Source organism: Rhizobium sp. 22-785-1 (assembly GCF_053521965.1).
Genome location: NZ_JBNWDI010000012.1, coordinates 100,652 through 108,034 on the forward strand (window position 1 = coordinate 100,652; position 7,383 = coordinate 108,034).

Below are 7,383 nucleotides of genomic sequence, written 5' to 3' on the forward strand. Positions count from 1 at the left end.
AATGATCAGCGCCGTACCAGTGCTGGTCATCGTGCTGATCTTTACGTTTCTGCTTTTGGAGAATGCGTCGGGTGATGCCGTTGACGCCTATCTCGTCTCCATAGGCGGCGGGGATGCAAGCCTTCGCGATACTCTGCGTACACAATACGGGTTGGACCAATCGGTCCTCTGGCGGCTGTGGCTATACGTCACATCGATCGTCCGGCTGGACCTCGGCTGGTCGGTCGCCTTCGATCGGCCCGTCCTTTCGCTGATCTTGGAGCGTCTACCGAACACTCTGCTATTGATGGGTAGCGCGACGCTCCTGTCGTTCATCCTCGGCACGACACTGGGGATTGCCGCTGGCTCAAGGCCCGGAAGCCTCCTGGATCGGGCACTGTCTTCTGCATCGCTGGCCCTTTACGCCGTTCCGGGCTTCTGGCTCGGCCTCGTCCTTGTGCTCGTTTTCGCCGTCAAGCTCCGCTGGCTCCCGACCTCCGGGCTGGAAACCATAGCCTCTGGCAAAGAGGGTTTTGCGCGGGCACTCGACATCATGCGCCATCTCGTCCTTCCGGTTGCAAGCCTTGGCCTTATCTACCTCGCCCTCTTCCTGCGCGTGATGCGCAGCGCCATGGGGGACCTCTGGCATACGGATTTCGTCGCCTTCGCTCAGTCGAAAGGGCTGTCACGTTGCCGGGTGGTGCTGCGCCACGTTGCGCGCAATGCCGCACTTCCTCTTCTCACCGTGCTCGGTCTCCAATCGGCTACCATGCTCGGTGGCTCCGTCGTCATCGAGAGCGTCTTTGCCATCCCTGGCTTCGGGAGACTGGCGCAAGAGGCGGTCGCCGGGCGTGACACGCCATTGTTGATGGGCATCATCCTTGTCAGCGCCGTTTTCGTCATCCTCGTCAACCTGATCGTCGATTTGCTTTACGCATTTCTCGATCCGCGTATAGGTGCGGGGGAGAAAGCGGCGTGACCATTCTTCGCCGGGTATCTCGCAGTCCAGAAGGTGTGGCCGGCCTCGTGATCCTTCTCACAGTGACGTTCGCTGGCATTTCGGCGCCTTTTGTCTTCCCCAACGATCCGCTTTCCATCGTCGCGGCTCCACTGATCCCGCCCTTTACCGACCGTGCCCTGCCGCTCGGCACCGATACGCTCGGCCGCGATGTTCTTGCCTGTCTCTTCCATGCCGTGCGCAGTTCGCTTCTCGTCGGTCTTTCCGCTGCAGCAGCGGCGCTTCTGATCGGCACGTTCATGGGCACGATAGCGGGCTTTGCTGGAGGCATTGTCGACGAAGCACTGATGCGGATCGCCGATGCATTCCAGATCGTTCCGAGTTTTCTGCTCGCGCTTGCCTTTGTCAGCACCGTGGGCCCGTCCCTGCCGATTGTCGTGATGGCCATTGCACTCGGCGCTTGGGCCGATCCCGCGCGGTTGACGCGCGCGCAGGTGCTCTCAATTCGCGAGCGGGATTATGTCGCAGCCGCTCGGACCATCGGCATGCATCCAATGGAAATCGCCTTTCGACAAATCCTGCCAAATGCGGTGCCGCCCGTCATGGCACTTGCCGCGATCATCGTTGCAGCAGCCATTCTGACGGAAGCAGCGCTTTCCTTCCTTGGTCTTGGCGATCCGAATATCGTCACTTGGGGTGGAATGATCGCGGAAGGAAGAAACGTGCTTCGCTCTGCTGCTTACCTCTCAATTATTCCGGGTATCGCTCTGCTTGCCACGGTTCTCGGGGTCTATCTGCTCGGCGAGGGCATCAACAAGGCGCTCGCATTCCAAAAAGGTGTGCAATGAGCCCATTGCCACTTCTTACGATCAAGGGCTTGGGCGTCACCTATCGTGGCGCGTCCGGACCCGCCTTGAGCGATGTGTCGCTTACCCTTGAAGAAAAACGCCGGCTCGCCATCATCGGCGAAAGCGGCTCGGGCAAAAGCACGCTGGCACGCTGCATTGCAGGGCTGCTGCCAGCTGGCGCCAGAACGACCGGCGAATTGATCTGGAATGATGCGAAGGTGAGGACGAAACACGGGTCTTTTCCGGCACCTGGACGCGATATCGCCTATGTATTTCAGGATCCCGGCGCCAGTCTCAATCCTGTCCTGACGATTCGCGAGCAGGTGTGTGAAGCGGCCATACGCCATCTCGGCCTGACACGCAGACAGGCGCTAAATCATGCACGCGATCTGCTCGCAGAGGTACAACTAACCCATGCGGAGGCGCTGCTCTCGACCTACCCGCATCAGATTTCCGGAGGTCAGCGGCAACGAGTTGCCATCGCCGCTGCCATTTCCGCTAACCCCAAAATCCTGATTGCGGATGAAGCCACAAGCGCGCTCGACACGATAACCCAGGCGGCCATCGCAAGTCTGCTGGACAGACTGGTTCAAACCAACGGTATGACGCTGATCTTCATAACGCATGACATTGCGCTCGCTTCCAACCTCGCAGATGATATCGCCGTATTCAAATCGGGCCACTTGGTGGAAGCCGGCAAAGTATATGACGTGCTTCCCAATCCGGGAAGCGTCTACACCAGACGTCTATTGTCTTCTCATCTTGACCTCACCAGTCCGCCGCTCATCGGGAGTGCAGGCTGATGACCCCGTTCTTCTCAGCCAGCCATCTTTCGAAGCGATATGAATGGGAAGGCCGAGCAGTGCAGGCGCTGGCCGATGTTTCCTTCACGCTGGAACGGGGCGAAACACTTGGACTTGCGGGTCCATCAGGCTGCGGAAAATCTACTCTCGCACGGATCATCATGCGGCTCTCTCCGGCGGATAGTGGCCAAGTGCGCTTTGAGGACCAGGACTGGCTGAACCTGAGAGGCCGTGAACTGAGAGCCGCTCGCCGCCGCCTGCAGATGGTGTTTCAAGATACCCATGGCGCCTTCAATCCGCGCGCCACGGTGGAAGATGCAATTGGCGATCCGCTGCGCATCCACCGCATTGTGGCGAGCGGTCAAAGACCTTATGAAATCACCCGGCTGCTGGAACGCGTCGGTCTCAGCCCGGACGTGGCCAAACGTCCCGTACTTCATCTTTCGGGGGGCCAGCGGCAACGTGTTGCGATTGCGCGTGCGATCGCCTGCCGCCCGTCCTTGCTCGTGATGGACGAGGCGGTTTCGGCGCTGGATATCTCCATTCGCGCTCAAATTCTGGAGCTACTTGTGTCGCTCCAGTCCGAGACCGGTCTCTCCTGCCTTTTCGTTTCGCATGATCTGGCCGTCATTCGCGCCGTATGCCATCGCGTCGCGATCATGGAGAGCGGACGGATTGTCGAATATGGCCAGACAGGCCGCATCATCTCCAGCCCGCAATCGGACACTGCCAAGCGATTGATTGCCGCCGTTCCCACACTTCGACTTCAGGACAAGAACCATGTCTAACCGCAATTGGAGCCACCTGCTCGATGTCCCAGCTTTCCCACAAGAGCGTTATGCAAAGCTCGCGGACAGGCTGGCCGCATTGATGAAGACGCAAAACGACGTGCTCCTCATTCAGGCCGAAGCAGTTCTCGCGCTGGAAGCGGTGGCGACCAGCCTGGCCCAGCCGCGACTGAAAGCGCTCAACATCATTACCAGCCCCTACGGCGCATGGTTCGGGGACTGGCTGAAGCGCGGCGGCTGTGAGGTCGTCAACCTCGTGGCCGAAGCTGGGCGTCCCATCACGGTAGACGCTGTCAGGAGGGAGCTTAACCAACACCCCGATATTGCCGTACTGTCTCTCGTTCACGCCGAATCCGCCAGCGGCATTCTCAACCCATTGGAAGAGATTGTCCGGCTCTCCAGGGAAAAAGGCGTGCTTGCCGTCGTGGACGCAGTTGCATCGATTGGCGGGCATAGTCTCGATGTGGACAAGGATCACATCGACATCGCCGTGATCGGTCCGCAAAAATCGTTGGCTGGGCCGGTAGGCCTTTCGGCAATTTCAGTCAGCAAACGCGCCTGGGCCATGCTGAACCATGGCAACGCGCCACGCGGTTCGATGCTCTCGCTTCTCGATCAAAAAGAACAATGGCTCGATACCGGCAGAGGGATTTTGCCTGGTACGCCCGCACCGCTTGAATTTTTTGCGCTCGAAGCTGCATTGGATCGTGTGGAGGCGGAAAGCATAGACTTCAGCCAGAAGCGACATCGGCTGGCTGCAACGGCAACGCGAAGAGCTCTCACCGCACTCGGCGTTGAGCTCTGGGTGCCGGACGAAGAAGCCTCTGCACTCGTCACAGCAGTCAAGCTCCCGGTAGCTGTCCAGCGCGCCGATCTCGTCTCTCAGGCAAAAATCGATGGGTCCGACATCTCAGCCGCTGTCGGCCCCGGAACAGACTATCTGATCCGCCTCAACCATACGGGACAGCGCGCCAACAAAGAGCCCGTGCTGGCCAATATCAAAGCCCTCGCCCACGCACTGCGCCACCACGGACATTCAAACCAAGTGGATAAGGCAATCGGGGTGGTAGATGAGACCTACTCTTCTGCCGCCAAGCAATAGAGCCCGGGCGGCCCGATGGACATGCAAAAGGCCGCGTTCATCGGCGTATAACGCGGTCCGACTCTGCGGGGCGGCTGATGCTCCCGAGAAAAAATCCCTAGCTGTAACGCTGCAAATGGAAGGATCTTTCTCTCCCGTCCACAGCTCTAATATAGGAATCCCTCCAGCAATCTTGACGAAATCGTGGCAAAACGCGAAACTTTACACATTGTTAAGTTCGGTGACTGGAGGAATGAAAATGGTTGCAGGCTACAACATGCTTTCCTTCGATCTCTTCGGCCTCGGCCGTCGGGCGCAGGAAGAAAAGCTAAAGAGCGAGAGCGGATCGAGAAACGATCACCCCGTTCGTGACGAGGCTGAACAGCGTGATCGCGATCAGGAACATGATCTGTTTTTCTGGTCGCTCTATCCGGTGATCTGAAGCGTCGCTCAGAGACGATCCAGTTCCTCGCGATGCCGATGCATTGCGAGGAATTTTCTGTAATCGCGCTCATAGCCGGATGCGCGCGTCCCATCCGGGTGGCGCTCCTCATAACCGGGATACATGGCAGCGCCAGCTTCAGACAAACTCGTATACACGCCACCCGCTACCGCGGCGGTCATGGCGGTTCCCAGAAGCACGGCATCGCTGGTCTGCGGCACCACGACGTGCTTACCCGTCGTGTCAGCATAGAGCTCCATCAACAGTGGATTACGAACATGCCCGCCCGCTAGGTGAAGCGTTGCGATGCGATATCCAAAACTCTCCATCGCCTCCAGAACGTGGCGCGTCCCGAGCGCGATCGACACGGCGGTACGCCAGTATAGGGCGCAGAGGCTATCGAAAGAAGTATCGAGAGTGAGGCCACTGATCACGCCCCGAGCATGTGGATCGGCGAAAGGCGATCTGTTGCCATGAAAATCCGGCAGGACATGCAGACGGTTGGCAAACCCGTCGCCCTCTGTGGCCCGTAACGCCATGACTCGGTCGACGATGCGACGGTGAAGCGCCGCATCCGGCTCGCCGCCCGCAGCATGCATGCGCACGATATGGTCGAGCAAAGCACCCGTTGCCGACTGCCCGCCCTCGACCAGCCAGTGACCGGGCAGAACGGCCTGCCAGTAAGGCCCCCACAGACTGCGACCATGCATGCGTTTGGGCGTGAGAGCGACGAGACAACTCGATGTGCCGGCTATTAGCGCAACATTGTTTTCCACATGGTTGCCGAGACTACCGCCGAGCGCACCCAGGGCGCCCGCATAGGCGTCGATCATGCCGGTTGCGACCTGGCACTCAGTATCCAACCCCAATTCATCGGCAGCCCTGGCCGACAGAACACCAACGGCTTGACCAGGCGCGACGGGGCTTGAAGGGAGCGAAGCCCGCTCTTTCAGATCCCCGAGACCTGCAAAGTCAAGATAATCCTGACACCAGCCTTCTTGCTCATGCGCTAGGAAATTCCACTTTGCCGTCAGTGTGCAGTTGGAGCGCGCCGCACTGCCGCTTGCCCTCCAAGTGAGGAAGTCGGCAAGATCGAAGAAATAGGCCGCTTTCGACCAGCTTTCAGGCAGGTGCTTCTTCAGCCACATCAGTTTCGGCATCTGCATTTCGGGGGATATCGATCCTCCGACGAAATCCAGAACCGGGTGACCCGATGCTGTCAGAAAATCCGCCTCGGCAATGGCGCGATGATCGAGCCAGACCACCGTGTCGAAGCGGTTTTCGCCCGTGGTTGAGACCGACACTTGCTCGCCGGATTTGCCGCGCGCAACAAGCGAACATGTTGCATCAAAACCAATGCCGGCCACACTTGCAGGGCCAATCGCTGCCTCAGCCATGGAAGACCGCACCGAAAGACACACGGCCCTCCATATGTCCTCGGAATCGTGCTCGGCGTGGTTTTCCTTCGGTTTCTGCATAAGGATGGGATGGGTCGCACGGGACAGCATTGTGCCATGACGATCGAACACCCCGGCGCGCGCGCTGCCTGTTCCGACATCGACCGCAACGAGATATTGGCGCATAAAGCTAGTTTCCCATCCCTGTTTTACCGAAAACCGGGAGAGAAGCGTTCCGTGTCGTTATCTGCACGTCAACCAGCCTCTGCTCTTGAGCCCTGCCGGCCCTTTCGGTCGCGCACAAGGTGAACCAAATCCGGCATGGCGTCAAACACGAGATCGGGCTCAAGTGCTGCGATCTGTTGACGGAACGCGGGGAAGCGTGCGTGAGAGCCCCCTGTAAAAGCAAAAACGCACATACCCGCCGCCTTTGCCGCGGCAATGCCCGCCGGGCTGTCTTCGATAACGATGCAATTGGCCGGCTCCGCACCCATCTCTTGCGCGGCGTGCAGGAAGAGATCTGGCGCCGGCTTGCCGTTCTTCACCATGGTGGCGCTGAAAATATGTGGCTCGAATTTCTCGATAAGACCCGTAAGGCCCAGAGAATAGCGGATGCGTTCCGGCTGACTGGACGAGGCCACGCAGCGCGGCACGTTGAGACGGTCCAACGTTTCAGCAATGCCGTCAATCGCCTTCAACTCCAGGCGAAAGCGTTCGAAGAGGGCGCTTCGCATGTGTTCGAGAAAATCGATATCGGTCTCGATACCATATTCCTCCCAAAGCGTTGCCGTCATATTGGCAAGGCTGCGACCGAGAAATCGCTGATAGGCCTCTTCCTCAGTCATCTGGACACCGAGACGTGCCAGCATGTCGATCAGCACTGCGACAGAAACCGGCTCGCTGTCGACAAGCACGCCATCGCAGTCGAAAATCACCAAGGGGCCGGTTTCGGTAGGCATGATGTCAGCTTTCGATAAGTTTATCGTCCAGATAGAGTTCGATCGTCTTTGCGGTACCCTTTTCCCACAATGTGTTTAGAGCATGAGCGAAGCGGGTTCGGAAGAGGTCTGAGTTTGCGACGTCGCCG

General features: G+C 58.8%; 8 protein-coding genes. 6 read left to right on the forward strand and 2 right to left on the reverse strand.

Annotated elements, in window-relative coordinates:
- Nucleotide 1 precedes the first annotated feature (1 nt).
- From ACQZ5M_RS19950 to ACQZ5M_RS19975, 6 genes are all read left to right on the forward strand, one after another.
- Nucleotides 2-958, forward strand: a complete 957-nt coding sequence (locus ACQZ5M_RS19950; protein ID WP_296085889.1) for an ABC transporter permease — start codon at nt 2-4, stop codon at nt 956-958.
- Nucleotides 955-1,785, forward strand: coding sequence for an ABC transporter permease (locus ACQZ5M_RS19955; protein WP_296085845.1), 831 nt, complete (start codon nt 955-957; stop codon nt 1,783-1,785). Before ACQZ5M_RS19950 ends, ACQZ5M_RS19955 begins: the two co-directional genes overlap by 4 nt.
- Entirely contained in the window at nt 1,782-2,588 is an 807-nt protein-coding gene (locus ACQZ5M_RS19960; protein ID WP_449080655.1) for an ABC transporter ATP-binding protein, read from the forward strand. The genes ACQZ5M_RS19955 and ACQZ5M_RS19960 overlap by 4 nt, the downstream gene beginning before the upstream one ends.
- Nucleotides 2,588-3,376, forward strand: a complete 789-nt coding sequence (locus ACQZ5M_RS19965; protein WP_449080656.1) for an ABC transporter ATP-binding protein — start codon at nt 2,588-2,590, stop codon at nt 3,374-3,376. The genes ACQZ5M_RS19960 and ACQZ5M_RS19965 overlap by 1 nt, the downstream gene beginning before the upstream one ends.
- Entirely contained in the window at nt 3,369-4,478 is a 1,110-nt protein-coding gene (locus tag ACQZ5M_RS19970) for a pyridoxal-phosphate-dependent aminotransferase family protein (protein ID WP_449080657.1), read from the forward strand. Before ACQZ5M_RS19965 ends, ACQZ5M_RS19970 begins: the two co-directional genes overlap by 8 nt.
- Before the next feature lie 232 nt (nt 4,479-4,710).
- Entirely contained in the window at nt 4,711-4,899 is a 189-nt protein-coding gene (locus ACQZ5M_RS19975; protein WP_449080658.1) for a hypothetical protein, read from the forward strand.
- Nucleotides 4,900-4,907: 8 nt separating this feature from the next.
- Here the strand turns inward: ACQZ5M_RS19975 and ACQZ5M_RS19980 are convergent, their stop codons facing one another.
- On the reverse strand, nt 4,908-6,482 hold the full coding sequence (locus ACQZ5M_RS19980; protein ID WP_449080659.1) for an FGGY-family carbohydrate kinase: 1,575 nt from the start codon (nt 6,480-6,482) through the stop codon (nt 4,908-4,910).
- Between the two features lie 68 nt (nt 6,483-6,550).
- A complete protein-coding gene (locus ACQZ5M_RS19985; RefSeq protein WP_296103118.1) occupies nt 6,551-7,255 on the reverse strand; it encodes an HAD family hydrolase in 705 nt (234 codons plus the stop codon).
- Nucleotides 7,256-7,383 lie beyond the last annotated feature (128 nt).